Origin of the sequence: Vibrio panuliri (assembly GCF_009938205.1) — a bacterium.
Classification (GTDB): Bacteria; Pseudomonadota; Gammaproteobacteria; order Enterobacterales; family Vibrionaceae; genus Vibrio; species Vibrio panuliri.
The window spans coordinates 1,365,724-1,391,370 of record NZ_AP019655.1 but is presented as its reverse complement, the minus strand read 5'-3'; the positions used below and the strand labels follow the sequence as shown (position 1 = coordinate 1,391,370).

General features: G+C 44.5%; 24 protein-coding genes. 10 read left to right on the top strand and 14 right to left on the bottom strand.

The window, feature by feature from the left end:
* Positions 1 to 50 precede the first annotated feature (50 nt).
* The 5 genes from GZK95_RS22445 to rarD form a co-directional block, all read right to left on the bottom strand.
* Entirely contained in the window at positions 51 to 569 is a 519-nt protein-coding gene (locus GZK95_RS22445) for a prepilin-type N-terminal cleavage/methylation domain-containing protein (protein WP_075714498.1), read from the bottom strand.
* A gap of 235 nt (positions 570 to 804) precedes the next feature.
* Positions 805 to 1,806, bottom strand: coding sequence for a metal-dependent hydrolase (locus tag GZK95_RS20950; protein WP_075714517.1), 1,002 nt, complete (start codon positions 1,804 to 1,806; stop codon positions 805 to 807).
* Between the two features lie 171 nt (positions 1,807 to 1,977).
* Positions 1,978 to 2,487 (bottom strand): hypothetical protein, encoded by a 510-nt coding sequence (locus GZK95_RS20945; RefSeq protein ID WP_075714500.1) that lies wholly within the window; start codon positions 2,485 to 2,487, stop codon positions 1,978 to 1,980.
* A 210-nt stretch (positions 2,488 to 2,697) separates the two neighbouring features.
* Positions 2,698 to 4,200 carry a phospholipase D family protein gene (locus GZK95_RS20940; protein ID WP_075714519.1) on the bottom strand — a complete coding sequence of 501 codons (1,503 nt, stop codon included), beginning with the start codon at positions 4,198 to 4,200 and terminating at the stop codon, positions 2,698 to 2,700.
* A 179-nt stretch (positions 4,201 to 4,379) separates the two neighbouring features.
* Positions 4,380 to 5,306, bottom strand: coding sequence for an EamA family transporter RarD (rarD, locus tag GZK95_RS20935; RefSeq protein WP_075714502.1), 927 nt, complete (start codon positions 5,304 to 5,306; stop codon positions 4,380 to 4,382).
* A gap of 295 nt (positions 5,307 to 5,601) precedes the next feature.
* Here rarD and GZK95_RS20930 point away from each other — a divergent pair, with 295 nt between their 5' ends.
* Together GZK95_RS20930 and GZK95_RS20925 are read left to right on the top strand one after the other, a co-directional pair.
* Positions 5,602 to 6,834, top strand: coding sequence for an NAD(P)/FAD-dependent oxidoreductase (locus GZK95_RS20930; RefSeq protein ID WP_075714504.1), 1,233 nt, complete (start codon positions 5,602 to 5,604; stop codon positions 6,832 to 6,834).
* 114 nt (positions 6,835 to 6,948) lie between these two features.
* Positions 6,949 to 8,238, top strand: coding sequence for a dicarboxylate/amino acid:cation symporter (locus GZK95_RS20925; protein WP_075714506.1), 1,290 nt, complete (start codon positions 6,949 to 6,951; stop codon positions 8,236 to 8,238).
* Between the two features lie 12 nt (positions 8,239 to 8,250).
* Here GZK95_RS20925 and GZK95_RS20920 read toward each other — a convergent pair whose 3' ends face one another.
* The gene (locus GZK95_RS20920; RefSeq protein ID WP_075714508.1) at positions 8,251 to 9,078 is read right to left on the bottom strand and encodes an AraC family transcriptional regulator; all 828 of its coding nucleotides are present in this window, start codon (positions 9,076 to 9,078) and stop codon (positions 8,251 to 8,253) included.
* 37 nt (positions 9,079 to 9,115) lie between these two features.
* Complete coding sequence (locus GZK95_RS20915) at positions 9,116 to 9,712, bottom strand: LysE family translocator (RefSeq protein ID WP_075714510.1); 597 nt, start codon at positions 9,710 to 9,712, stop codon at positions 9,116 to 9,118.
* Between the two features lie 220 nt (positions 9,713 to 9,932).
* Between GZK95_RS20915 and GZK95_RS20910 the strand changes: the two genes are divergently transcribed.
* From GZK95_RS20910 to gltS, 3 genes are all read left to right on the top strand, one after another.
* Positions 9,933 to 11,537 carry an ABC-F family ATPase gene (locus tag GZK95_RS20910; protein ID WP_075705525.1) on the top strand — a complete coding sequence of 535 codons (1,605 nt, stop codon included), beginning with the start codon at positions 9,933 to 9,935 and terminating at the stop codon, positions 11,535 to 11,537.
* 102 nt (positions 11,538 to 11,639) lie between these two features.
* Complete coding sequence (locus GZK95_RS20905) at positions 11,640 to 12,050, top strand: VF530 family protein (protein WP_139312600.1); 411 nt, start codon at positions 11,640 to 11,642, stop codon at positions 12,048 to 12,050.
* Between the two features lie 408 nt (positions 12,051 to 12,458).
* Positions 12,459 to 13,685 carry a sodium/glutamate symporter gene (gltS, locus tag GZK95_RS20900; RefSeq protein WP_075705519.1) on the top strand — a complete coding sequence of 409 codons (1,227 nt, stop codon included), beginning with the start codon at positions 12,459 to 12,461 and terminating at the stop codon, positions 13,683 to 13,685.
* Between the two features lie 95 nt (positions 13,686 to 13,780).
* Here the strand turns inward: gltS and GZK95_RS20895 are convergent, their stop codons facing one another.
* Both GZK95_RS20895 and GZK95_RS20890 read right to left on the bottom strand, forming a co-directional pair.
* Positions 13,781 to 14,647: a hypothetical protein gene (locus tag GZK95_RS20895; protein ID WP_075713221.1), complete on the bottom strand. Its 867-nt coding sequence runs from the start codon at positions 14,645 to 14,647 to the stop codon at positions 13,781 to 13,783.
* Between the two features lie 131 nt (positions 14,648 to 14,778).
* Positions 14,779 to 15,162, bottom strand: coding sequence for a hypothetical protein (locus GZK95_RS20890; RefSeq protein WP_075705515.1), 384 nt, complete (start codon positions 15,160 to 15,162; stop codon positions 14,779 to 14,781).
* Between the two features lie 384 nt (positions 15,163 to 15,546).
* On the opposite strand from GZK95_RS20890, the gene GZK95_RS20885 reads away from it, so the two are divergent.
* A complete protein-coding gene (locus tag GZK95_RS20885; protein ID WP_075713223.1) occupies positions 15,547 to 16,575 on the top strand; it encodes an alpha/beta hydrolase in 1,029 nt (342 codons plus the stop codon).
* A gap of 68 nt (positions 16,576 to 16,643) precedes the next feature.
* Here GZK95_RS20885 and def read toward each other — a convergent pair whose 3' ends face one another.
* Positions 16,644 to 17,147 carry a peptide deformylase gene (gene def, locus GZK95_RS20880; RefSeq protein WP_075713225.1) on the bottom strand — a complete coding sequence of 168 codons (504 nt, stop codon included), beginning with the start codon at positions 17,145 to 17,147 and terminating at the stop codon, positions 16,644 to 16,646.
* A gap of 383 nt (positions 17,148 to 17,530) precedes the next feature.
* Here def and GZK95_RS20875 point away from each other — a divergent pair, with 383 nt between their 5' ends.
* Complete coding sequence (locus GZK95_RS20875) at positions 17,531 to 18,799, top strand: hydroxymethylglutaryl-CoA reductase (RefSeq protein ID WP_075713227.1); 1,269 nt, start codon at positions 17,531 to 17,533, stop codon at positions 18,797 to 18,799.
* A 44-nt stretch (positions 18,800 to 18,843) separates the two neighbouring features.
* Here GZK95_RS20875 and GZK95_RS20870 read toward each other — a convergent pair whose 3' ends face one another.
* Complete coding sequence (locus tag GZK95_RS20870) at positions 18,844 to 19,503, bottom strand: HAD family hydrolase (protein WP_075713231.1); 660 nt, start codon at positions 19,501 to 19,503, stop codon at positions 18,844 to 18,846.
* 231 nt (positions 19,504 to 19,734) lie between these two features.
* Here GZK95_RS20870 and GZK95_RS20865 point away from each other — a divergent pair, with 231 nt between their 5' ends.
* Positions 19,735 to 20,085 carry a DUF3147 family protein gene (locus GZK95_RS20865; RefSeq protein WP_075713229.1) on the top strand — a complete coding sequence of 117 codons (351 nt, stop codon included), beginning with the start codon at positions 19,735 to 19,737 and terminating at the stop codon, positions 20,083 to 20,085.
* A 56-nt stretch (positions 20,086 to 20,141) separates the two neighbouring features.
* Here GZK95_RS20865 and GZK95_RS20860 read toward each other — a convergent pair whose 3' ends face one another.
* From GZK95_RS20860 to ppsA, 3 genes are all read right to left on the bottom strand, one after another.
* Positions 20,142 to 20,402, bottom strand: coding sequence for a hypothetical protein (locus tag GZK95_RS20860; RefSeq protein WP_075705508.1), 261 nt, complete (start codon positions 20,400 to 20,402; stop codon positions 20,142 to 20,144).
* Between the two features lie 227 nt (positions 20,403 to 20,629).
* Positions 20,630 to 21,358, bottom strand: coding sequence for a MipA/OmpV family protein (locus GZK95_RS20855; RefSeq protein WP_075715273.1), 729 nt, complete (start codon positions 21,356 to 21,358; stop codon positions 20,630 to 20,632).
* A 319-nt stretch (positions 21,359 to 21,677) separates the two neighbouring features.
* Entirely contained in the window at positions 21,678 to 24,047 is a 2,370-nt protein-coding gene (gene ppsA, locus GZK95_RS20850) for a phosphoenolpyruvate synthase (protein ID WP_075715274.1), read from the bottom strand.
* 175 nt (positions 24,048 to 24,222) lie between these two features.
* On the opposite strand from ppsA, the gene ppsR reads away from it, so the two are divergent.
* Positions 24,223 to 25,056 carry a posphoenolpyruvate synthetase regulatory kinase/phosphorylase PpsR gene (ppsR, locus tag GZK95_RS20845; RefSeq protein ID WP_075705502.1) on the top strand — a complete coding sequence of 278 codons (834 nt, stop codon included), beginning with the start codon at positions 24,223 to 24,225 and terminating at the stop codon, positions 25,054 to 25,056.
* Between the two features lie 141 nt (positions 25,057 to 25,197).
* On the top strand, positions 25,198 to 25,629 hold the full coding sequence (locus GZK95_RS20840) for a hypothetical protein (protein ID WP_075705500.1): 432 nt from the start codon (positions 25,198 to 25,200) through the stop codon (positions 25,627 to 25,629).
* The last annotated feature ends 18 nt before the right edge of the window (positions 25,630 to 25,647 follow it).

The following is a 25,647-nucleotide window of genomic DNA, read 5'->3' as shown; positions in this document are numbered from 1 at the left end:
GAATGGTATCCCTCTCTTTTTTCAATCATTGTGGCGCTTATTAGTTACCACTACTCACATGGAAACACCTCAAGAGTATAGTCACCTGAAGTACTCGTCGCATCGGTGTAACGTAGGTAACAGTTTTTATTGATCATCTCAGGCTTACCGCCGTTGTATTTTAGGTTAGAGCGAGCGGTAATCAGCAGTGGTCCATGCTCTCCGTCTTTGGTTAAGCCCCAATCTTCAGTTTCTTCATAATCTTTGTTGATGCCATCGACCAACGTGGTGATGGTGTAGTAGTCAGACTCTGGATAACCGTAGCGGAAAACACAACGAGTTTCACAGCCAGCAATTGGGATTTGGTCATCACCACTGCGGATATACGCTTCGTTCGCCAAATGATGGATCTCCAATTTTTGGTGGCCCATATCTAAACCAGCTTGTACAGATGCTTTGAGTCCTTCTAGGGCACTATTTTTCGCATCAACTTGCAAGTTGAGAAAGCGAGGCGCAGCGGTGACAGCGAGCACGCCTAATATAACAATGACGACAACCAGTTCGATAAGCGTAAAGCCGGTCTTTTTCACGATCAATTATCCTTATAGTGGCAAATAGCCACTTACTGAGAAGATGACTTAAATTGAAACATCAGTTGGTTTTGGGGCGGCTAATTATGCCACCGAAAAAACAGCGGTTTGGTGACGGAGCGCTCAGCTTATGAAATGAACAATGCGCTGCACATTCAGCCTGATTTCTTGTCAAGATCGTATCAGTTATTTGCGAGTCATGCGACGGATTTATATCCGTGTAATGAGAGATAAATCAATCACCTTGCAACATAGTGAAGAAAATCTGCCGTGTGGCAGGAGAGGTATCTCTGTGGGTAGAGTACTCGACGTGTGATTCAGAATTGGCTAATGGGGAAAGTGTAATACTCCACAATGCCTTGGTTTGGTTGGGTATAACAGAGTATCTGACATCAATGATACGCAGCTTGTTATTTGGGTCTTGGGCTAAGTAACCATTTGAAAAATGGGCAAAGCGTTCAATGTCTTTGGCTTGTTGTGAGTCTGAACCAAGCCATGGAAAATCTTTGTTTATATCGAGCTTTTCAATACTCTCGCCGGGATAGATTTTGATTGCTGATCCAACTCTTACCGCATCAACGTGGTAAGTATCTTGTGTCACATAAATCACTTTCCATAATAGAATATTTGCGAAACTCGGTTTGGCTTCTAACTGCAGTGGTGTATGTTGCCGCTCTTTCGCTAATTGCCACCCTACCGCTTCTGCTCTGTCTCTTTGAATCATTCCGACCGAAGGGTATATCACTGCCCAAGCCAAAGCGATCCGAGCCAACCAAAGGTTATGTTTTCGTATGGCATAAACCAACAGTATGACGATGGGTAAGGTAAACACAGGGTCGATAATAGAGATGACGTTCCACGCGTAGCGTTCATCTGTCAACGGCCAAAGAAGCTGTGTGCCATAGGTAGTACAAGCATCAAGTAATGGATGGGTGCCATAACCCAATGTGCAATAGAACCAGCTTTGTGTAAATGTTAGCCCCCGATTCTTGGCGAACAATAAGTGTAGAACCAACGCGCAAATCAGTCCTCCAATTGGGACAAATAGGAGCGAATGGGTAAATTGGCGATGAAACTCTAGGAAAAGTAATGGATCTTGCGACGAGCGAATGAGCGTGTCTAAATCTGGTGCCATGGAGGCGAGCAGCCCCAACATCCCCGCACTGACCAAATGTGGTTTTTTGCAAACGGATAGCGTCAGGGAAGCGCCAAGCACACCTTGCGATAATGGATCCATACTTAACTCACGGTTAGTTCGAAGCTTAATTTCGAGTGTTGCCACTAATTTGAGTTTAGCAAAATGCTGTTATTTCACCCTGTTAATGCAATAGCGTTTAAAGAAATGCTTATAGCAGTGCTTATAGGGACACACACCATAGTGATGTGTCCCTACAGGTTGCTTGTGAGCTTAAGAGGTTGCCTTTGCAAGCCCCATGCAACGGTTTAATGTTTTTCGGTAAGTTTTGTTTAACTGCTTCTCGATTTTTTCGTCACTGATGTCCTTTTTCTCGAGCATGGTGGCTAAGTTAGACAGTGCTTTATTTTCGAGTACTTTCATCTTTTGCAGATAAAAGCGTTTTTCGATCGCAGATTCGATATCCGGGATTTCATTCAAATCCTTGGCATCATTTCGCATCAGTTCTTTAATGTCGTTTTCATTTAAACCATCAATTACCGCTTGGTAGGAGGCGACTTCATAGTTTGCGAAATACTCGCATTGCTCAGCTTTGCTGGCATCAGTTGGAAAGTGGGAACCAAGTAACTTTTCGTTACCCGCGGAACCTCCTCCGCCTAATAACAGCGCGACTATTAACACGGCTGCACCGACACAAGCACCGCCTAACATCCGTTTTTTTCTTGGCTCCAACTGTTGGATTTTTTCCATGTTTGCATTGGTTTTGAGTTGGTTTAAAGACATGTTTTCCCTACCTATTTCAGCTAATACCGTACGGTTAAAAAGCGCTTGTGATTAAAGCGTCACTTCAGAGAGGTATATTGCTTGATGAGAAGGGTGGAAACCACGTACGGAAATTGGCGAATTTTACGCAAAGAAAGCGCGAGGATTGATTTTTAGCTGTGACAAAGCGCACAATTATTGGCGTGTCAGAGCTGTGCTGTTTGTCCCTATCTACAGTAAGCTTTCGATGGGAAGTAACCCACTTAACCATGCTCCGCTTCGTAGTAACCAACCTGCATCAGGTTCGCTTTCGAGAATCTGACCAGTTTGATAGTCGCGCCATATCAGTTCATCATCCTTAATCTCAAGTTTGTAAGCGCTGCGCTGGAGTTGCTTGAGTAATTCTTGTTGGGTAGCCGAAACATATTGTGGATGTTCGAACACGACTGCCATTTCTGTATTGAGTTCAGCTGAGCGCGGGTCAATATTCATTGAACCGACGAAGATCTTACGTTTGTCGAGCAGTATGACTTTAGCGTGTAAACTTGAACGACTGCTACCTGTTACGCTCCAAGGATTTTCTGCTTTTGCGTGGGATTTCATTTCCCACAGTTCGATGTTTCCTTTGACCAGTTTCTCTCGATATTTTGCATACCAACCGTGAACGGCGAACACATCGTTTGAGGCAAGAGAGTTGGTGAGGATAGTGATTTTTTTCCCTTGCTTGGCTGCCTCAATTAAGGCTTGGGTGCCAGTTTCTGTCGGCACAAAATAGGGTGAAACAATCACTACCGAATGCTCAATATCGGCAAGAACGGGCGCCAAGCCATCAATCAGTTGACTCTGTCCATTATCAATTTTCTCAGGCAAGTCATAGAGTAGTACCGCTTCCCCCCAGTAGAGTTCGATCTGCTGGTCGACAATATCACGGTACAGAGGTAACGCTTTAAAGCTGTACTGCTCATTATTGAATTGATGCTCAATTTGCGATTCTGTGCGCCATTGCTCGACATCTTGCTGGTTGAGTGCACCATCACTTGGATGTATCCAAGCCATTGGTACCGCAAAATCGCTGTTCCAGTAATGATCAAATTGAACTTGAGTTTGCTCGACCACAGGCCCGTATAGCAGAAGATCAAAATCACCAAATTCAACGTCAGAGCGAAAAGAGAAATATTCATTACCAATATTCCGGCCACCAACGATCGAAACGACACCATCTGCTGTCAGGGACTTGTTGTGCATGCGACGATTGAGTCTAGAGCCGTCCGTGACCCAAGAAAGCATACGGACATAGCGATGCTGGTGGGGGTTAAAAAGACGGATCTCAATGTTTGGGTGACCGTTTAAGTATGCGATGGCGCTGTCTTTTCGATTTTGCATATCGTCAAGCAGCAGCCGTACTTTGACGCCACGCTCCGCGGCTTCAAAGATACGCCATATCAACAATTGGCTGGTTTCGTCATCTCGGAAAATATAGTACTGCAGTTCAAGTGATGTCGAGGCAGACTCAATTAATGCTAAACGGGCGAGCAGAGCATCTGAGCCTTGAGCAAGCGGATAGAAGCCGGAGTAGTGGGTTGGGGTATCTGGTGGTGGATGGAAAAAGTGAGCCAGGGTGGAAGAGGCATCAAACCCAGAGTGGTAGGTTGCTGTTTTGGGGGCTAATGCTGAAGTTGATTGGCAGCCAATCAACCATAATGTGCTAAACAGCACTGTAAACCATCTCTTCAAATCAGCCCAACCTTTGAACAATATAAAGCGTGATACTCAAACTCCTTGAGGTCACTTGAGTATAAATTAACACAGTTTACGGTTGGGGAGGCTAAATCAGTCCATCTTTTCGTCGGAGTTATCTTTTTCGAGCGTGGGGTGGATTCCCCTCTCTCGAAAGAGAGGGGCGGTTGCGAATATTATAATGCGCGACTACTTTTCATCCGCCTATAACCGTCGGCAATCAACGCAATTAAGGCAAGGATAATAAACAGGTAAGTCGGCATTTCATTGAGGGCAATGGTGTCGCCGATAAGTAAACCTACGATAAAAATAAAGGTTGGTTCGACATAGCCAAGCAAGCCAAATAGTGACACCGTTAGCTTCGAATAAGCATAGAGATAGAGCAGCATCGGTGTGACAGCAACGACAGCTAGACCGACATAGTAAAAGTAAGTACTAACTGGCAAGTGCAAGAAGTAGTCCGCAGGATAAAGGAAGAACATGGCTACAATGGCAAATGGCAGCAGGATAATATGATCCACAGCCAATCCCACGTCAGCGGATAATGGGATAGCTTTACGGTTGATAAAATAGAACGGGTAACCTAAGGCGACCATCAATACCACCCATGAAACCCCAGAAGAAAGCGCGTAAGCCCAAAGCGTACCAAGTAATGCAAATAGGCACGCGATTTTTTGTAGACGTGTCAGGCTTTCTTTATAGACGAATCGACCAACCAAAACCATCACGATTGGTAGCGTAAAATACCCCAATGCGAGGTTGAGTGTCTCGCCATTGGCGGGAGCCCAAACAAATAACCAGTATTGCGGAGCAACAAGTATGGCTGAAATCAGATACTTGGGCCACATGTGGGTCTCTTTTAATGCTTGTATTAATAATGGCATTCGTTGGGTGACCAACAGCAACGAGCCAAACAAGAGTGTACTCCAGAAAATTCGTTGTACCGCGAGCCAATGACTGTCTCCTCCTGCGATTAAGCTAGGAGCCATATCGGGTTGTAATTGAACGTAAGCTGGTATTAACGCAAATAGCAGTGAACACAGAATAGATGCTGAGACGCCTTTGCTTTGCTCTGACATCACGTGATTATATTTATTCAGCATGGTGAAAATGGGTTGAATAGGAATGCTTGGCGCTACTTTGGCGATATTCGGTCAAATAGGCAACTAAAATCAATTGGGCACAGTGGTAATTCTTTATGTCTGAGAATTAACCACATTTGACGTCTGTTGATTATTACAAATACGTAATAGTTATTTGTAATTTGTGCTGATTATCATTTTTAGTGTCATCAATATAATGCCCCCATTCAAATTTGTGCTGACGCCATCTTAGATGTTTTTAAGAGCCGTCAGCGCTTGACGTTTTATCCTTGGATACAGAATGGGGGAGAGTGGGATGTCAAAAATCGTTGTTGTCGGAGGCGGTGCGGCAGGTCTTGAGTTAGTGACCCGTCTTGGAAAGAGTTTTGCGCGTCGCAACCAGCACCAAGTGGTATTGGTTGAACCTGCTAGTCACCATTACTGGAAACCGCGTTTACATGAAATTGCGGCGGGTACGTTTGACGATGAACTTGATGCCGTAAGCTACTTGCAGCATTCGTATTGCAACCAATATGAGTATGTGCAAGCGGCGATGACGTCAATAAATCGCCAAGAGAAAATCATTCAAATTCGTAATGCCGATGGTGAGATCTCTAACCTAAACTACGATTATCTGGTTATCGCAGTCGGTGCAGTGAGCAATGACTTTAAAACCCAAGGCGTCAGCGAGCACTGCTTGTTTTTAGATTCAGCATTAGAAGCAAAACAAACTTGGGAACAGATTAACCCGTTACTTAAACAAAATGGTCAGCAAAACATATCGATTGTTGGCGCTGGTGCGACAGGTGTTGAGTTAGCCGCAGAGCTTGCCAAGGTGAGTGCCAAAGTTGAGCGCTATCGCCAAAACAACAAACTTAATATCACTCTGATTGAAGCCGCTGAACGCGTATTACCCGCTGGCCCTGAGTGCATGTCTGAGAAGGTGTTTAAAGCGCTAACTAAGCTTGGTGTTAATGTGCGTACTAATGTACGTATTAACCGTGCTGAGCAAGGTCATTTGGTAACAACGGACGGTGAGGTTATCGCTGCGGACCTGCAATTATGGGCTGCCGGAATAAAATGTGCACCTTGGCTAAGTCAGCTTGATGGTTTAGAAACCAATCATCTTAATCAGTTAAAAGTTGATGCGACTTTGCGTACAACGATTGATGATTCAGTGTTTGTCATTGGTGACAGCGCTGAGTGTCCGCAAGCGGATGGCAGCTTTGTTCCACCGCGCGCACAAGCAGCCAATCAAGCAGCAGGGCATCTTGCAACGCAGCTTAAGCGCTTGTTAAAAGGTAAAGTGATGAAGCCATTTGTGTTTCATGATGGGGGTATGGTGATTGCAGTTGGTCATGACTATGCCGTCGGTGCGCTGCTTAATGACAAACTGATTCTTCGCGGTCGCTTGGTTCGTAACCTCTACGACACTATTTTTAGGCTACACCAACGAATTCTGTTTGGTTGGGGGCGAGTGACGGCGTTAGTGCTACTTAAGCGTGTGAAAGGATCGCTCAATCCATTCTATAAGCACAATATCTCTTAGTTATTGTCGACTCTGGTTTTATCACAGCAAAGAGAAGTGCTGATGCACTTCTCTGCTTTCTATTTTCTGCTTTTTATTGGTAAGAATTAAACAACACTATTTTGGAAGCCAAATATGTGGAATAAATTACGTACGTCATTGCCTCTTCAGTTGGTATTTGCAGCGCTGACTGCTTGGGCTGCATCGAGCTTAGTTGCCGATGGAACGGTTGTTGCCGATCAAGCTTGGTTTCAATTTATCACCTTGGGTAAAACCCTCTATCTCGGATTGCTGAAAATGGTGGTGGGCATTGTGGTGATGTTGTCTCTATTGCAAGGGATAACCAGCATTGGTTCCACTATGCGACTAAAGAAAATTGGTTATACCACTATTACCTTCTACAGCTTCACCAGTGTGTTAGCGATTAGCTTGGGTTTAGGCGCCGCTTTAATGATGCCAGCGTGGCAGCCTTTATCTGCGCCGGTAGAAGTGGCGGAAGGGGTTAAATTGATCAGCTCTGACGCAACCGGTGGTGGCGCAATCGCCAGTAAGTTATTGGAAATGGCGTTAGTCAACCCAGTGGCGGCGTTGGCACAAGGCAACCTGCTTGCCATCGTGGTGTTTTCGATCATGCTTGGCGTGGCATTGCTGTCAGCTTTGCCAGAAAAGCACCCTCTATTTGAGGTTCTATCAGGGCTAAATAGCGGGGTGAACAAGGCGGTCAGTGCGATTATTCGTTTAGCACCGTTAGCGGTGTTCTCGATTGTGTTTGAGTTCTCGCTAGCAGGCAATGACAACTTATTTAGACAACTTTTTATGTTTGCGCTGTTGGTTTTTGTGCTTACCCTTATTCATGGTGCAGTCGTGCTGCCAAGTATTGCTAAGTTTGCAACAGGCATCAGCATGCGTCGTTTGTTTAAAGCACTATCGGCACCAATGGCGATGGCATTAGCTACCTCATCGAGTTCAGCAACACTGCCATTATCGATGCAAACCGCACAGAATGAACTCGGTGTTTCGCAAAGTTCCAGTAGTATGGTTTTACCACTTGGCGCGGTGATGAATATGGATGGTACGGCACTGTTTGAAGGCGTTGCGGCAATATTTCTTGCTCAGTTGTTTGGCGTCGATCTCACGACTTCTGGTTTGGTGATGATCTTTATTATGGCGATGGTCTCTTCAATTGGTGCTCCAGGGATGCCTTCTGGTTCAATGTCTGGGATGCAAATGGTGTTGTTGGCCGCCGGCATTCCACTTGAAGCGATAGCTATCTTACTGATCATTGAGCGGCCTTTAGATACTTTCCGTACTGCGGTGAATGTGGAGGGGGACTTGATTGCTTCTCTAGTTATAGACAAGTGGACGTCGGCGAAACCAGTGTTGTCAAATGAGGCAAGTTGGCACCCTACGAGTGAGCTTTGCTAGTTCAATTTGGGCTTAATCAATAAAGTGTGATTGATAATATTTCGGTGTGACGGAAAGCTTGCGTTTAAACTGGCGTTGGAAATGAGCCTGATCTGCAAACCCTAGTTGATGAGCGACTTCTGAAATTGTATTGCCAGTTTTAAGTAGGTTTTTAGCGCGTTTTATTTTCTCGTTAATTAAATAGGCATGTGGTGGTAAGCCATATTGTTGCTTAAAGTTACGTACTAATTGGTAACGGCTTAGTCCAACTTCTTCAGCGAGATGTTCTAGTTGATGAGATGTTGCTATGTCATCAAGCAACATCTCACGAACTCTCTTTAAATTGGGAGAAGCCTGAGAGGGGGAATGATTGGATGACTGAGCAAAGCATAGTGCCACAAATTGGAGAAACTGAGTCTGTGCGGCTAAAGGACAATTTTCGAATGATAGGCAGTGGAACAGAGCTTCAAATTGTTGGGTCATACGCGTAGAACGCTGATAGTCTGAATCAAACGGCGTGTAATCAAAGGCATGCTTCGATGAGACTTCACGTTGATATTTTGCCATTTCTCGGCTGTCGACGAACAACATTCGATAGGACCAAGCCGCGGCCTGATTCAGCCGCCGCTCTGGATTACACGCATGTATATCACCAGGATTGATCGTAACAATGTCTCCTTGGGAGATTTGGTTTGAACGTTTTTGATTCGTGTAGCAAGCCTGACCACTGTCTATGATGCCAAAAGAGAACTCATCATGTGAGTGTGCGTCATAACACGCGTGACTGTTATCTGCGATCCTCAGTTCGACCCAAGGTAGTAATGTACTTTGTTTAAAGGTGACGGTATTATCTGGTTTCATCTTTCCTATCGACTCTTTCTGCTCTTTTCCCTAAAAGCTATAGCCAAATCATGCAAACCGAGATTGCTAACAGGCCAGCCATTACTCTATTAAATTGCAATTGATTCGTCGAATTTTGCAAGTAACTTGTCAGCAGATGGCCTAACACTGCCCAAGTACCTACTCCGAGCAAGCACGATATCAGAGAGATTGCGGTGAATGAGGTTAGAAGCCAAGCTTGGTTCTGGTAACCTATTACATACAAACTGATGCCCGAAAGTGCGACCAACCATGCTTTGGGATTGATGAGCTGAGTAATGACTCCTGTCCAAAAGCTCGCCATTGTGTTGATTTGCGCGTTTATAGGGGAGATTGGCGCGGTCAGTATTTTGAAGGCTAAGTATAGAATCAAAAAGCTACCTGCGACTTGCATTGCGATTTCGATCTTGGGCAATGTGGTCATGATGTTTTGCATAAGGAGACCAGAAAGAAAAACCACGAGCGCGTATGCCAAAGATGCGCCTAATACGAATTTCAATGAAGCTCTCATTCCTTGATGGACAGCTGTGCTGGTCGCGATAAGGTTGACAGGCCCTGGGGTCGTTGCGCCAACAATAGCAAATATCATCATGGCGAATAGTAAACTTACAGTCATGCTCTCTCCTTGTTTGGAAAAAGCGTAAGTCAAACGTTAGAGGTGTTATTGAACAATATTGCGCTATTGCCTTGCTGATTATCTTTCTGTGCTTTTTAGTGATCTCTATCACCTTTAAATATAGAATAGCGCTCCCACGCAATTTGACCTTTTAAAACAGTATCTCAAGAGTGAATTAAGATTTTGTTATTAAAAGAAAATTTATTCTGAGGATACTGTTTTGATTAGTACAAATAACATCACCATGCAGTTTGGTGCTGAGCCGCTATTTGAAAATATTTCGGCAAAATTCGGTAATGGCAACCGCTATGGTCTGATTGGCGCCAATGGTTGCGGTAAGTCGACGTTTATGAAGATCCTAAGTGGCGCGTTGATGCCAAGCTCAGGAAACGTTTCGATTACACCAGGACTAAAACTGGGCGTTTTGAGTCAAGATCAGTTTGCGTTTGAACAGTACAGCGTGATTGATGCGGTGATTATGGGTGACCGCAAACTGTGGGAAGTAAAACAAGAGCGTGATCGTATCTATTCTTTGCCAGAAATGAGCGAAGAAGATGGCATGAAAGTAGCGGAACTTGAAAGCGAATTTGCTGAGATGGATGGCTATACCGCAGAAGCTCGCGCAGGCGATATCCTACTGCAGGCGGGTATCGAAGAAGCACTCCATTACGGTTTGATGCAGCAAGTGGCACCTGGCTGGAAACTCCGCGTACTATTGGCTCAAGCGCTGTTTGCTAACCCTGATATCTTGCTACTCGATGAACCGACCAACAACTTGGACATCCACACTATCAACTGGCTGGCAGAAGAGCTTAACCAACGTAAGTGCACGATGATCATTATCTCCCATGACCGTCACTTTCTTAACTCGGTGTGCACTCATATGGCGGATATTGACTACGGTGAGTTGCGCATTTATCCGGGTAACTATGAGTATTTCTTGGAAGCGTCTGGGCTACGTCGTGAGCAACTACTTGCTTCAAACGCGAAGAAAGCCGCAGAAATCAGTGAGCTGCAAGAGTTCGTAAACCGTTTTGGTGCCAACGCATCAAAAGCAAAACTGGCAAGCTCACGCGCTAAGCGTATGGATAAAATCCAGCTTGATGAAGTGAAAGCGAGTAGTCGAATTAGCCCTTCGATTGATTTTGGCGAAGGCAAAAAATTACACCGATTGGCGCTAGAGCTACAAGAACTTGGTCATGGTTTTGAAGATAATACTCTGTTCTCTGGTGGTAATTTGTTGTTAGAGGCTGGAACGCGTTTAGCCATTATCGGCGAAAACGGGGTCGGTAAAACAACTTTATTACGTTGTTTGGTTGGTGAGTTAGCCCAAACACAAGGCGTGGTGAAGTGGTCGGAAAACGCCTCCATTGGTTACTGTCCTCAAGATAGCAGCGCAGATTTCGACAACGATTTAACCATCTTTGAGTGGATTTCACAGTGGCGAACAGTAAAACACAATGATCTGATGGTGCGTGCAATACTAGGGCGACTACTTTTCACCGCAGACGATGCAAACAAGAAAGCTAAAAACTGCTCAGGTGGGGAGAAAAACCGCCTATTGTTTGGTAAGTTGATGATGCAAGACATCAATGTGCTGATTATGGATGAGCCGACGAACCACATGGATATGGAGGCGATTGAAGCTTTGAACAGTGCTTTGAAAAACTATCAAGGTACCTTGATCTTTGTGAGTCATGACCGAGAGTTTGTGTCATCGCTAGCGACCTCGATTATTGACGTGAAAGACAATCAGCTCGTTAGTTTCCATGGCACTTTTAACGAGTACATGGATCATCAGCAAAAAGTGCTGAGTGCAGCTTAAGTATGTGGTCGCATTAATCTGCGGCTAACTGAGATAGATTTAGGGTGATTGGTATCAAGTCCGGTCACTCAATAAGAAGGAAAGTTTATGACAGATCCAATTATGTCAGATGAGCTTAGAATTGAACTGCAAAAGAACAATCCGTTACATGGTCTAAAGATTGAGGATATGATCCAGCAATTGGTTGACCATTACGGTTGGGAAATTCTTGATGCAGCAATGCGTATGAACTGCTTTAACACCAAACCAAGTGTGGCGAGCAGTGTTAAATATCTTAAGAAAACCGAGTGGGCGAGAGAAAGGGTAGAAAACTTCTATCTGTATCGTTTTAAGCGCATGCCGAAAGCATCGGAGTACGAGTATAATTTACCGCCACGAGCGCGAACTTTCCCACATGGCTTAAAGCCTCGTGAGCCGATGGAATTGACGGTCGAGTCCATCCAACTTTCTCAAGCCAAAGCGGCATCCGCATTTAAAGCGCGCTCATCGCGAAATCGTTTTAAGCGTCGCTAAACTGACATTAATGTTAGAGTTCTAAACGAAAGGTCAAGCTGGTATCCAGTTTGACCTTTTTGTTTGTGTAAATCATTTTCAAAACGCTATTTTTCCCCCAGTTTGATGCGAAATTTTTATAATTTTTACCGAGTTTTACGAAGTAAAAAATGCCAGTTGGACAAATAATCGCCACACCGATCACGTTATTTTCAGTTAATTGTTTGCTTGTCAAGTATGAGTTTTTATTATGTTTTCTCGTTATATGAAAATAAAAACCTGTTAATACCTTCTAAATTCTTATTTATTGAGAATGTGGCTTAAGCTTAGTCTGGTAATGTAACTTCATAACAGGCAACCTGATGTTTAGAGATACAACTCACAGTTTGAGTTCGAAGTTCTGACAGTGAGAAAGGAATAAGAGGATTTATGAGTCAGGTTATATCTGTTGGCCCACAGGAGTCATTTTTAGTCGCGATCTGCGTATTGTTTTTAGGTCAATTTATCAATTCGAAATTACCTCTATTAAAGAAATTCAATATTCCTGAGCCGATTGTTGGCGGCTTAATTGTCGCTTTCTGTATTACGATCATGCATTTCAATGGCATTGAGCTAATTTTTGATTTGCCATTACAAAACACATTTATGTTGATGTTCTTCGCGACGGTAGGTTTGGCAGCAAACTACACCCAACTTGTCAAAGGGGGGGCGAAGGTCTTCATTTTCTTAGCGATTGCGTCGGTTTATATTCTTATCCAGAATGCCGTAGGCGTATCCTTAGCGACGATGTTAGGGTTAGACCCTCTAATGGGCTTGATTGCAGGATCCATCACTCTGTCTGGTGGTCATGGTACGGGTGCGGCATGGTCGCAAACTTTCCAAGATGTGTATGGATTGGATAACGTACTAGAGATTGCGATGGCTTCTGCCACCTTTGGCCTTATTGCTGGTGGTATTATTGGCAGCCCAGTTGCGCAGCGATTAATTGAAAAGCGTAAGCTGGTCTCTTTTTACGGACGCACTAGCCAAAGCCATAAAGAGTTTCCTGAGTTAGTCAGCTACAACGAAGATGAAGAAGATCGTGTAACGGCGAAAAAGGTCATCGAAGGCTTGGCACTCATTATGTTGTGTGTGACGGGTGCAGACTACCTCGAAGGCTTAGTGAGCTCATTAGGTGTGAAATGGTTGATGATCCCAGACTTTGTCTACGCACTGTTTATTGGTGTGGTTATCACCAACATTCTTGAAGTCACTAAAGTGCGTAAGTTGGACATTGATACGGTCGATGTTCTTGGTACAGTGTCGCTATCTCTGTTTTTAGCGATGGCTTTAATGAGCTTGAAGCTGTGGAACATTTTTGATTTAGCGATCCCATTCCTAATCATCTTGATGATTCAGTCTTTCATTTTAGCGGTTTTCTCATACTTTGTGACTTTTACGCTAATGGGACGCAACTACGACGCAGCCGTGATGGCAAGTGGTCATTGTGGTTTTGGTTTGGGGGCTACACCTACGGCAGTGATGAACATGGGGTCAATTGTTAACCGTCATGGACCATCGCCACAAGCTTTCATGGTGGTACCAATTGTGGGTGCATTCTTCATTGATATCGTCAACTTAGTGATCCTACAAGGTTTTATTGCCTTTATTCACTAAGATGAGCGAGTTAGTTTCACTATCAAGCCAGTCCATAAGGACTGGCTTTTTTAGTTCTAACGTTATAAATGTTGGCAAAAACTTCGATTATTCATCTATTTGCAGCGATCGAGATAGAGGGCATAGAGTTGTTGCCAACATTGCTCGCTGATATGTTCAAGTGGAACATACTCAGCAAAAATTATCCCATTTTTATCTGGGAAGGCTTGCTCGGTATAGTGACTGACGAAAGGGTTTTCGCCGTTCTCGTTCCAATAGGCAATGCACAGTTGTTTAAAGCGGACAATTGGAACAGGGGTGTTATCAGCCAGTAAGTAACTAAGGTTAGTTTGGTGTTCAAGTGGTTGAAAATACTCTCTTGATTCAAATAGAAACAATGCGAGCAAACTAATCGCATGGGCATCCCACAATCTATAGCGATGGTAATTATCGCGATAGTAGCTCATTGTCTGGGAGAGAAGATTATCAAAACTTAGCTCACGGATACTGCAACTGAAAGTATGCTCGATATTGAAGTGTTCGATGTCACGCAAACTGACATCTGGTCGGCTGTAGAACAATATCATCTTTCTGCACACTGAGGTTAAAGAGCCGCGAAATATTCGGCTATTGCGCGGGAGTTTGATACTGTCGTTAACGATATCGTGTGCGAGGTGTTTGAGAAAGCTCTCAACCGCCAATGACAACTCGGTTTTAAGATGCTGGGTTGCGGCGATTTTTATCGTCATGTTTAGCAGTGGGGCGTCTGCTGCGATGGTGATTGGCTGCTCGCTGTATGCGTGACAAGCGTGTTCAAACTCTTGCGTGACTCGGTTGATGTTGGCTTCAATATTAATCGAGCGGCAAAACGCTTCCAATTGATAACCAAGTTCTTGTTTTAACTTATCGGACTGTAAGTGATACTCATCGATCTCTTTATCTGTAAGTTGATGGAGCCGATATTCATTTAGTAATGAGCTCATAGGGCAATCCTCCTACTTCTTGCCCCAATATACGCCGATTGAATGTGTATTTCTTATGACTTAGTTCTAAATTTAACGATTAAAATTAGATGGTTAACTTCCTGAACAATCCGTTGTTCGTAAGGAAGGTGTCAAATGCGAGCAAGTATTGATACTGCTTGATGTTCAAATAGATGTTTAACTTTTGGCTGATTACTTTTGGCGACAGATACCCACTGTAGTCCAGTTTCGTCGCTATGCTGAAACTCGATCTGCAACTCGTATTTTCGGACAGATGCAAGAGCAGACAAAATACCGAGAGAGAACGCGAAGGGGGCGGTGAACAGCCCAAGCGACTCGGGGCAAATCATCAACACCACACTTGAGACAACCAAACCGATGCAGGTGATTCTTAGTATGTGATCTTGGAGCGCGTTGGTTTTTACACGTGCGCTTTTGATACTTGCCAGCGGATACTCATCTTTTTTGTAGCGTAGCTTACGGTCGCATATTTTGAAATCGTCGTCGCCTATCACATGGTCTCCTTAATAATACTCCAAGACTACACGGGCTATGTTGCCGACAGCGGTGGCCTGTGCAAAGGGCTATAAGGATTTTCTGAACGTAAATGCTGGCGAGATCCCGAAACTCTTTGGGTTAACAAGTCGAGACTCCTATTGAGAAGGTGGGGGGCAAATCGATACTACTTTGTCGTTCCCGTGATTTATTTTGCCACATATGTCGTTACTTCATCTTTCTGGTTTCAAATAAGATGTTTAACGCATGTAAATTTCATTTTTTGGTATTAAAATTGATGCCGTGTGATTCATTTGGTATATTTTGTGTTCACTAATGATTCTCGCGGTGATGCTGGGCAGTACTCAGTAACTTAACAGTAATAAAAAACGACAGGATTAAAGATGAAACGAATTTTAGCAGCGTTAGTACTATCTTCTTGCTCAATGGTTAGCTTGGCTAACCATTTCCATGTGCCAACAACCATTTCGCAGGAAGGCCAAGAATTTTTCACCGCGTTTTTCCCGCCACAAATGAAAGAAACTGCGATTCCACCTGCGATGACAAAGCAGCAATGGCGCGACTATCAAGCAAAATCAGATCTTGACGTAAAGCCTCTTAATGACTTTGCAAAAGCGAGCTATCAAACCAATATTCAAGAAGCGGTGATCAACCACGTACCAGTACTTGACGTTAGGCCGGTAAACTGGAAGGACAATGGTAAGGTGTTAGTTTATACCCATGGTGGTGCGTATGTGGGCTATAGCGCAGCATCAACACTACCTAGCGTTGTTCCTGTTGCGGCGGAAAGTGGTATGCGCGTGATTTCGGTTGATTATACTTTGGCGCCACATGCTCAATATCAAGAGATTACCGACCAGGTGATCAGTGTTCTTAGTGGTTTAGTCGACAGCGGTTACGCGATGAATGATATTGCGATTTATGGAGATTCTGCGGGCGGTGGACTCGCCGCTGGGACACTGTTGAAAATGCGTGATAAAGGCATGGATTTGCCTGCAGCGGTTGTTCTGTGGTCACCTTGGTCTGACATTACAGAAACAGGTGATACTTACCACACATTGGCAGAGGCAGAACCCTTGTATCGCTACGACCGACTATTAAAGCCAAGTGCCGATGCTTATGCTCCGGTTAGCGAGCAAAAACATCCCTATGTCTCTCCGGTTTATGGCGACTTTACCAAGCCATTCCCTCCAACACTGATTCAAGTGGGTACGAAGGAGTTATTTGTTAGTAATGCAGTGCGTCTTTATCAAGCCATAGACTCCAATGGCGGGAACGCAAAGCTTGATATGTATGAAGGTATGTGGCACGTGTTCCAGTCATTCTCGTTCCAGATTCCAGAGGCGAAATTGGCGAGAAAGAAGATGTTTAGTTTCGTCAATGAAGCGTTTGAGTCCGCTTCTAACCATTAAACGAACAATAGAAACCCTCTTTCTCACGGTATGCAAATACGGTGGCTTAAGAGGGTTCTCTGTTTAGCTTAAGCCTGAGCTTTCAAGTGTTTCTTTACTTTTTTCATCGCCATTTGACGTTTTAGCGGCGATAAGTAGTCAATAAATAGATTGCCAGATAGGTGGTCTATCTCATGCTGCATTACAATCGCTAGGAACTCGTCAGTCTCAATTCTGAGTGGATTACCGTGACGATCTTGTGCTGAAACAACAACAGACGTGTAGCGTTCAACGTCGGCATAATAATCAGGCACAGAGAGACACCCCTCTTGCCCCATGGCTTTGTTACTGCCACCTTCTACTACCGGGTTAACTAGAACGAGCGGGTCGTTGCGCTCTTCGGAAAGATCGATCACCACGATTGCTTCTTTATGTCCTACTTGAGTTGACGCCAGTCCAATACCGTTGTCGGTTGCATAAAGAGTGTCGAGCATATCGTCGATCAGTGTTTGCACAGAATCGAAGTCCTCGACTTTCTCTGCATTAATTTTTAAACGTGGATCCGGAGCGGTTAGAATTTCTAAAACTGCCATATCTTTTTCTTATCTCTGACTATACCGAGCGAGGGTGTATCACGCAGAGGTGCTTTGGATCAAGTGGATTATGCTGCTCATTTTATCGTTATTTGGTTTTCTCATCCCAGTTAACAAAGATTTGTAACACATTTATCCATTGGTCAGTCTTGTGTGATGTCTTGTCTAATTGCTTGATTATTCGTGGTTAATTTCAGGGCTTCTCAATATTTATCCTTTGTTGGCAGGTTTGTTGAAGTTGTTCTGACCACTTAGTGAATTATCTTAGTTACAATGCCAGATATAACAACATTGAAGATGCGTTGATCGTGTCTACGACCAGATAGATCTCAGAATAAGTTGCTTCACCAAAGTTGAGTGTGAAGCGCAATAGAACCGTTTGTATGCCTAAATTGAATTTAAACCTAAATAACGCGAAAAATGACAGCGTGTTTTCTGACGCGCAAATGAAACTCAAATCATGGTCTGTGCTCGAGCCTAAGTTTACTAAGCCGAACAAGCGCATCTGCATGAGTGCAGGGTTAACAGATAAACATCTAAGACGGCGTTGGCAGGTTTTAGACTCTCTTACTGAGCAAGACTTATTGCTCGACAGTTTTACTCAAACGCATTGTCACCAATATGCCAACAATATTGAGCACTTTATTGGAACTGTAAACGTCCCGGTTGGGGTGGCAGGGCCCCTGCGTATCAATGGTTTGTTTGCTAATGATGACTACTTGATCCCACTGGCGACGACAGAAGCTGCGTTAGTCGCTTCATACAATCGCGGTGCTAACCTTATCACTGCGGCGGGCGGCGCCAGCGCGATGTTGCTCAATGAGGCAGTCAGTCGTACTCCGGTCTTTGCGTTCGCTAGCTTGGTAGAATCGGCACAGTTTGTTTCATGGGTTGTCACGCAATACGAAGTGTTTCGTCAATTGGCTGCAGAGACAACGCGCCATGGAAAACTGAAAGACATTAACGTCAACATTGAAGGTAATCATGTGTATCTGGTCTTCGAGTTTTTAACCGGAGACGCCTCAGGGCAGAACATGGTGACGATAGCGACCGAACATGTGTTTTCTTACATCCTTGAGATGAGCCCAATCAAACCGGAAGAAGCGTTTTTGGATGGCAATCTCTCGGGTGATAAAAAAGCCAACAGTTATACATTGCGTTCCGTGCGTGGTAAGAAGGTGTCTGCCGATGTTGTGATTTCAGCAGAGTTAGTCGCGAAGTATCTTCACACTACGCCAGAAAAAATGGCAAGTTTTGCCAAAATGACAACCGCAGGTGGGTTGTTAAGTGGTTCCATCGGTGTGAACGCTCATTATGCCAATGCCTTAACCGCACTCTACATAGCATGCGGGCAAGATGCTGCGTGCGTGGCGGAGTCTGCTGTGGGGATCACGCGTATGGAAGTGACGCAACAAGGCGAGCTGTATGCCTCTGTGACATTACCAAACATCATGGTTGGAACCGTCGGTGGAGGCACAGGATTGCCAACACAAAAGGCGTGTCTTGATATTCTCGGTTTGGCCGGTAATGGTAAAGCGAAAGCGTTGGCTGAAGTTACTGCTGCACTTTGTTTGGCGGGAGAACTTTCAATTGTCGGTGCGTTTTGTGCTGGGCATTTTTCTCGCGCGCACCAAAAACTGGCTCGAAAGTAGACTTGATACCTGAGAGGATGACTCGCCCTTGTGAGCCTAACTGGTCAGTCCCATTGCAATTTCTGCCAGTTTTCTCTGTCAGGCAGGGCACGTAACTGCTTGCAAGGATTGACTAAGTAAACGAAGTCAGCGCGCTCGCAAAGGGGTAAGTCGTTAATGGAGTCGGTGTAGAAATGGATTTCACTATAGTGTTGAGATTGGTTAGCTAGCCAAGCGTTTAATCGGGTGACTTTCCCTTCTCGGTAACTGGGGATACCGTCGATTTTGGCGGTATAACAACCATTCTCTTCAATCATATCAATGCCGAGCGTTTCAGGAATACCAATGCGCCGCCCTACAGCGTGGACTATAAAGCTTACCGTTGCAGAGATGATCAGCATATCCACATTGCGTTGATTGAGCTGTTCGATCAGAAGTTTCGCTCGTGAAAACAGCCGAGGGAGCACATGTTGCTCAACACATTCTATCGCAAGACGGTTAACGTGATCTGACGGTAAGTTGGCTAATGGAGACATAGCAAACTCAAGGTAGCTCTCCATATCCATTTTCCCTTCGGCATAAAGGGCCATCATATGTCGATCTTGTTCAAGAAAGTCATCGGAATCGACCATACCTTTCTGCACCAGAAATTGATTCCAAATCATTGCGCAATCGCCATTGATTAGCGTGTCATCCATATCAAAAACATATAAGGGATTCGACATCATAAGCTCTCAAAAGTTGAATTAGACAAGACCAATGGCACCTTGCGCTGATGGTCGCGGTAAATGCACATCATAGTATGGCAGAAATATGACGATTTTATGTGTTGGGGTTATCACCTTGACAGTTTGGTTTCGCTGATGGCTTTACCGAAATTGCTAGGGAAAGCGCTGCTGATAAGATGAGAGTGCGCTAAGCTAGCGAGTGGGACGATTGTCAGTTGAGGGAAAGCCATGCTGTGGATTATTACTAAGTACGCTTTGACGGCAGGAATCGTGGTACTGATCTCCGAAGTCGCAAAGAGAAGCGATAAAGCGGGGGCGTTAATCGCGGCGCTGCCAACAGTGACGATTTTAGCCTTGATCTGGATGTTCATTGAAGGACAAGGGCAGCAGAAACTTGCCAATCACGCTTACTATACCTTTTGGTATGTCTTGCCAACGTTACCGATGTTTTTAGCTTTTCCTATACTGCTCAGTCGCTTTTCCTTTTGGCCAGCCTTAGGGTTTTGCGCGTTGATCTCAGTTATCTGTTTTTTTGCTGTCGCCTTGGTTGTGAGGCAGTTCGGGATTGATCTTATTTAGCGGGGTGAGGGCGTGGGGCATAGAAATGGCGGATAGACTCCGCCATTGGGTATCGCTTAAAGTGCTTTTTCAAAGCACATGGTTAGCTCTGTCGTCGATTTGTTGTCAGTTGTGTACTCAGAAGCATAGACAAGTGACCAACCATCGTAAGCCGCCAGCTCTTCATTGGTGTCAGAGTCACCCGTTTCAACCGTAACGCAACGTAGCATTTTCGCAGAGTTTGTTGCATCGAAATCTCGAATTTGGCTAGTCACATTCGCACCTGAACAGGCCGTTAACGTTACTAGAGTCACTGCTGCAAATAGAGCTTTAATCATTTTAATAAATTCCATGATAAAAATAGCGTACGGAAAATAATAGAACGCGATTCTGTTTGCAAGGTGTTTTAACCTAAATTATTGTTAATAGTTTAATAAAATCAATTTGTTATACATTAGTGGCTAATGCTGTTTATCAGCGGTTGCTAAAGGGTGAAGGTTGAGTTTACTTAAGTTAAAGATTAAGCCTGAGTAACATGACTCACTCAGGCTTTTAAGGGCACGTATTAGAATTTATACGCAACGCCTAAGCCGAATTTCCAGCCAAGATCATTTTGAATCAATGGGCTGTTGCTGTCGTGATGCTCGATTTCAAACTTCGATATTGCCAGTAAGTGCTCGCTCACATCGTATAACGCAATAATTCCCCCTTGATAAACCCAAGTCTCATCTGCGTCGAAACGGGCCAATCCAGATGCCGTCGCCTCTGCTTGAGAAATGCTATAAAGGTGGTTTGAAAGTTTATCGTCGCGGTAGTTGACTTGGACATAGGGTGAGAGCGTTAAGTTGGAAATGGGAGTATCAAAAGCGCGACCTAAATGAAGTTGAATCTCATAACCATCGTGCTTATTGGTGACATCGTGGAGATAGGTCAGTCGAGCGCCGACTGTACCAAAGGTGACCCCAAGTTCACCGCTACTATCGCGATTATCGATACCATCGGGGATATCACCAAAGTCATCAGAGACTTCGGAAAGTCGTAAGTTACCGGAAATACCAAACCAAGGAAGCAGCGAATAGTTCGCTAAGCTGCCATCGATAAACCCATAGTCACTATTGTGGAATAGATACGGTTCTGCGCCAACGCGTGTCCCTTTGTCAGAAAAAACGCTCTCACCAACGGTGAGCGCGCCGCCAATAAACGTAAAGTCTTTGAACTTATCTTGAGAATAAGCTTGCCCAGATAGGGTCAACGTCCCCATTCCAATTAGCAATAATAATGGTGTGTTGTGCATTGCGTGTCTCCTCTCATCTTATAAGAGGAACTGTCGCGAACTGTATTTATTGCAAAAATGTTAAAATAAAAATCAGATTAACACTTCTATTTAATGTGTTTGGATAAGTAATTCTATGAAAAATAGCCGTTTTTAAGCCAAGCTACTGCTATAACAATAACGCAATCTTTATAGGGACAGACACCATTATTTAATAAGGACAGGCACTATAGCGGCGATAACTGGGAATCACGTCGGTCTCTGTTTGGCGAGGAATTGCGGGGAGAAAAAAGCCCCTATCGAGTAGGGGCTGGAGGTTATTAAAACCAATAGGCAGTGATTATTGGCTGACTTTGCTTAGCTTCAACCAAGTATCAATAACGGTGTCTGGGTTTAATGAGACAGAGTTAATACCTTGTTCCATTAACCATTGTGCAAGGTCATCATGATCCGATGGGCCTTGACCACAAATACCGATGTATTTACCAGCTTTGGTCGCAGCATCAATTGCCATCTTAAGCATCGCTTTAACAGCCGGGTTGCGCTCATCAAAGAGGTACGCTACGTCACCCGAATCTCGGTCGAGACCAAGAGTCAGCTGAGTCATATCGTTTGAACCGATAGAGAAGCCATCAAAGTGCTTAAGGAACTCTTCTGCCAAAATGGCATTGGAAGGCAGTTCACACATCATGATCACTTTTAGACCTTGGTCGCCACGGCGTAGATCGAATTTGCCTAGCAGATCGATAACTGAAGCCGCTTCGTCAGTGGTGCGTACAAACGGGATCATGATCTCTACGTTCTTAAGACCCATATCATTACGAACGCGTTTGAGTGCGCGCGTCTCAAGCTCAAAACACTCTTCAAAGTCAGGAGAGATGTAACGAGATGCGCCACGGAAGCCCAGCATTGGGTTCTCTTCATGTGGCTCGTACTCTTGTCCGCCAATCAAGTTACCGTACTCATTTGACTTAAAGTCAGACATGCGCACGATGACTCGTTTTGGCCAGAAAGCAGAGGCGATGGTCGCAATCCCTTCAGTGAGTTTACTCACGTAGAAGTCGACAGGATCTTTGTAACCACGAATACGTTGACGAATTTGTGCTTTTAGCTCGTCGCTTTGCGCATCAAAGTTAAGCAGAGCTTTCGGGTGAATGCCGATCATCTTGTTGATGATAAATTCTAAACGCGCTAGACCCACACCTTCGTTTGGAATTTGGGCGAAATCGAAAGCACGATCTGGGTTACCCACGTTCATCATCACTTTGGTTGGAAGTAGTGGCAATTCATCAACGGCTGAAGATTTAACTTCAAACTCTAGTTCACCTTGGTAAACATAACCGGTTTCGCCTTCCGCACAAGAGACAGTGACTGTTGAACCGTCGGCCAGCAACTCAGTAGCATTACCACAGCCAACGATAGCTGGAATACCGAGCTCACGAGCAATGATTGCTGCGTGACAAGTACGACCGCCGCGGTTAGTCACGATCGCAGAAGCTTTCTTCATCACAGGTTCCCAATCTGGGTCAGTCATATCTGTAACAAGCACATCGCCATCTTGAACCAGTGACATTTGCTCTAAAGAATCAACTAAGCGAACTGGACCGCTACCGATACGTTGACCGATCGCACGGCCTTCAAGTAGTACTGCGGCCTTACTGTTTAGCTCATAACGCTCAATAACATTTTGATTGCTTTGCGAACATACTGTCTCTGGACGTGCTTGAACAATGTATAGTTGACCATCAATACCATCTTTTGCCCACTCGATGTCCATTGGGCGCTGGTAGTGTTTTTCGATGATCATGGCTTGCTTCGCGAGCTCTTTGATTTCTTCATCGTTCAGTGAGAACTGGTTGCGCTCTTGTTCATCAGTGTCGATGATTTCAACTTGCTTACCAATCTCTGGGTTTGGAGAGTAGATCATCTTGATCTGTTTTGAACCAAAGGTTCGCTTGACGATCGACTCGTGGCCAGCTTCAAGCATTGGCTTGTGGACGTAGAACTCATCAGGGTTAACTGCACCTTGCACCACCATTTCACCTAGGCCCCAAGATGAAGTAATAAACACTACTTGGTCGAAACCTGATTCGGTATCTAGAGTGAACATTACCCCAGAGGAAGCTTTGTCCGAACGCACCATGCATTGAATACCTGCAGACAGTGAGATTCCACGATGGTCAAAGCCTTGGTGAACACGATATGAGATAGCTCGATCGTTAAACAGCGATGCGTATACGTGCTTAGTGGCTTCAAGCACTGCATCAATACCTTTCACGTTAAGGAAGGTTTCTTGTTGACCTGCAAATGAAGCATCTGGCAAGTCTTCAGCTGTTGCTGATGAGCGAACTGCAACCGACATTTCAGGCTTGCCGGCTGTCAGCTCCTCATAATTATCACGAATGTCTTTTTCAAGATCAGCTGGGAAAGGGGCATCTAACACCCATTGGCGAATTTGAGCACCAGTTTTACGCAGTGCGTCAACGTCACTAACGTCGAGTTCATCAAGGAGTTGGTGAATACGATCATCAAGACCGTCATGGTCAAGGAATTGGTTAAAGGCATATGAGGTGGTAGCGAAACCATTCGGTACAGAAACTCCGGCTTTAGATAGGTTAGACACCATCTCACCTAACGAAGCGTTCTTGCCACCAACCTTATCAACATCTTCCATGGATAGGCCATTAAACCACAGGGTATTGTTTTGCATGTCTTTCTCCAGAATGCAGCGTTTTGTGTAGGGTTTTATGGCAAACGTTTACGTGATGGCTCAAAAAATTTTTAACAAATTTTCAAAGCTGTGCTCAGCGTAATAGTCTGCTCGGGTTATTTATTTGTATTATGGGTCTATCCTAATCAAATAATTTTGAAAGTTTAAATAAAATATGCAAAACAATAGTCAAAGTCGTGATGTATTCTATGTTTCTGACGGAACCGCCATAACATGTGAGACGTTAGGGCATGTTGTTCTGGGTCAATTTCCTTTTAATGCTAATGAAAAAACGTTTCCTTTTATCGAGAGTGAAGAAAAATTAGCCAATTTGTTAAAAGAAATTCGAACGTCATATGAGAAAAACGGTGAAAAGCCATTAGTGTTTTTCTCTATTGTTCTGCCAGAACTCAAAGCAATGCTGCTAGAAGCGCCCGCATACTGCTATGACGTGATTGAGAGCATGGTGCAGCGGGTACAGAATGACACACAGCAGACCCCCGTGCCTAAGTTGCAACGTTCGCGCAGCGTCAATAAAGATTCAGACACCTATTTTGACCGTATTGCGGCGATTGAATATACCCTTGCTCATGATGATGGCATTACGCTCAAAGGGCTGGAAAAAGCCGATATTATTTTGCTTGGTGTTTCTCGCAGTGGCAAAACGCCAACCAGCCTGTATATGGCGATGCAATTTGGCTTGCGTGTTGTGAACTATCCATTTATTGAAGAAGACATTAAACGCTTAAGACTGCTACCGGAGTTTGAAATTCATCGCCACAAGCTGTTCGGTTTAACCATCGACCCAGCCCGATTGACGCAAATTCGCGAAAACCGCTTGGCGGGGAGTGAGTATGCGAGTACCGAGCAATGCTTGGCAGAGCTTTCAAACGTAGAGGCGTTGTTTCGTCGCGAAGCGATCCCTTACATCAATACTTCAGATTTATCTGTGGAAGAAATCTCCACCCGAATATTGGAAAAGTCAGGATTAAGGCGTCGTCTGCAGTAATCACGGTTGTTTACGCTGCAAAGATTAAGATTCGATAAATATCCAACAGTTTGCGATATACCTCACTGAGGGCATAGCATCCCATACCCGTTAAGTTGGTAGAGTGAAAACCGTGTCACCGTATCAAGGATATTTGCAGGGATGAAAAAGATAGCTTTAGTTGCGACCAGCTTAGGTTTTGTGCTGTTCGTTGGGGTTGGTATGCGATTTGACTGGTTTGGTACAAGTAAGGCGGAGCGCTTTCCCAAGCTGCCATCGCAGCCTAACTTCACTGTCTCGTTAGACTATGATGGTGATTGGCTGGGCAGACGTGTGGATGTTACTGGCAATAATCTGTGTGAGAGAACGACCATAACAGGCAGCGTGGAGCAAGGCTTTGTTCAATTAATACTTACTTACAATGGCACCCCATTGAGGGGGTGGATTGACACTCAAGGCAATATTAAGCTGTATGCAAACCATAGCCAATGGGACTATCGTTTTTCAGGTACCGTAAGTGGCAATGTGATGCAAGGCTCCTGGTATCTGACGAACGGTCCGTGCAAAGGAACTTGGCGTGTGCAGCGCCAGTGATTTTTTGGGCAGAAATAG

What these genes read in the sequence shown, in the direction of transcription:
- ppsA (WP_075715274.1), bottom strand. Translation starts at nt 24,047, where the DNA reads ATGCAAAACAATACCCTGTGGTTTAATGGCCTATCCATGGAAGATGTT.
- GZK95_RS20885 (WP_075713223.1), top strand. Translation starts at nt 15,547, where the DNA reads ATGAAACGAATTTTAGCAGCGTTAGTACTATCTTCTTGCTCAATGGTT.
- GZK95_RS20875 (WP_075713227.1), top strand. Translation starts at nt 17,531, where the DNA reads ATGCCTAAATTGAATTTAAACCTAAATAACGCGAAAAATGACAGCGTG.
- gltS (WP_075705519.1), top strand. Translation starts at nt 12,459, where the DNA reads ATGAGTCAGGTTATATCTGTTGGCCCACAGGAGTCATTTTTAGTCGCG.
- GZK95_RS20920 (WP_075714508.1), bottom strand. Translation starts at nt 9,078, where the DNA reads ATGAAACCAGATAATACCGTCACCTTTAAACAAAGTACATTACTACCT.
- GZK95_RS20950 (WP_075714517.1), bottom strand. Translation starts at nt 1,806, where the DNA reads ATGGATCCATTATCGCAAGGTGTGCTTGGCGCTTCCCTGACGCTATCC.
- ppsR (WP_075705502.1), top strand. Translation starts at nt 24,223, where the DNA reads ATGCAAAACAATAGTCAAAGTCGTGATGTATTCTATGTTTCTGACGGA.
- def (WP_075713225.1), bottom strand. Translation starts at nt 17,147, where the DNA reads ATGGCAGTTTTAGAAATTCTAACCGCTCCGGATCCACGTTTAAAAATT.
- GZK95_RS20865 (WP_075713229.1), top strand. Translation starts at nt 19,735, where the DNA reads ATGCTGTGGATTATTACTAAGTACGCTTTGACGGCAGGAATCGTGGTA.
- GZK95_RS20945 (WP_075714500.1), bottom strand. Translation starts at nt 2,487, where the DNA reads ATGTCTTTAAACCAACTCAAAACCAATGCAAACATGGAAAAAATCCAA.
- GZK95_RS20860 (WP_075705508.1), bottom strand. Translation starts at nt 20,402, where the DNA reads ATGATTAAAGCTCTATTTGCAGCAGTGACTCTAGTAACGTTAACGGCC.
- GZK95_RS20925 (WP_075714506.1), top strand. Translation starts at nt 6,949, where the DNA reads ATGTGGAATAAATTACGTACGTCATTGCCTCTTCAGTTGGTATTTGCA.
- GZK95_RS20905 (WP_139312600.1), top strand. Translation starts at nt 11,640, where the DNA reads ATGTCAGATGAGCTTAGAATTGAACTGCAAAAGAACAATCCGTTACAT.
- rarD (WP_075714502.1), bottom strand. Translation starts at nt 5,306, where the DNA reads ATGCTGAATAAATATAATCACGTGATGTCAGAGCAAAGCAAAGGCGTC.
- GZK95_RS20915 (WP_075714510.1), bottom strand. Translation starts at nt 9,712, where the DNA reads ATGACTGTAAGTTTACTATTCGCCATGATGATATTTGCTATTGTTGGC.
- GZK95_RS20895 (WP_075713221.1), bottom strand. Translation starts at nt 14,647, where the DNA reads ATGAGCTCATTACTAAATGAATATCGGCTCCATCAACTTACAGATAAA.
- GZK95_RS20840 (WP_075705500.1), top strand. Translation starts at nt 25,198, where the DNA reads ATGAAAAAGATAGCTTTAGTTGCGACCAGCTTAGGTTTTGTGCTGTTC.
- GZK95_RS20855 (WP_075715273.1), bottom strand. Translation starts at nt 21,358, where the DNA reads ATGCACAACACACCATTATTATTGCTAATTGGAATGGGGACGTTGACC.
- GZK95_RS20870 (WP_075713231.1), bottom strand. Translation starts at nt 19,503, where the DNA reads ATGTCGAATCCCTTATATGTTTTTGATATGGATGACACGCTAATCAAT.
- GZK95_RS20930 (WP_075714504.1), top strand. Translation starts at nt 5,602, where the DNA reads ATGTCAAAAATCGTTGTTGTCGGAGGCGGTGCGGCAGGTCTTGAGTTA.